The 217-nt window shown below is 41.0% G+C and carries 1 protein-coding gene; it reads right to left on the reverse strand.

The annotated features are described in order from the left end of the window. Positions 1-217 (reverse strand): hypothetical protein (locus tag CWC11_RS22935; protein WP_171038522.1); only part of this gene is annotated, 217 nt, incomplete at both ends.

Consider the following 217-nt stretch of genomic DNA (forward strand, 5'->3'; position numbering starts at 1 on the left):
TTTAACTAATGTCGCCTCACTCTCAGATACAGGCACATCAAAGCGTGAAATACTAGACTTGCTTTCACTAATGGCGTGACCTGGGATATCAACAGGCTCTATATCAGCAACAATGTTATGCCAAAAATTCTTTGCAAGATCGCTATTCAGCTCGCTCTGCTCTAATGCGATATATTCACGGTAACATGTATCTATATCTGGCAAATCTGCCTGTTGA

Origin of the sequence: Pseudoalteromonas sp. S3178 (assembly GCF_005886985.1) — a bacterium.
GTDB lineage: Bacteria > Pseudomonadota > Gammaproteobacteria > Enterobacterales > Alteromonadaceae > Pseudoalteromonas > Pseudoalteromonas carrageenovora.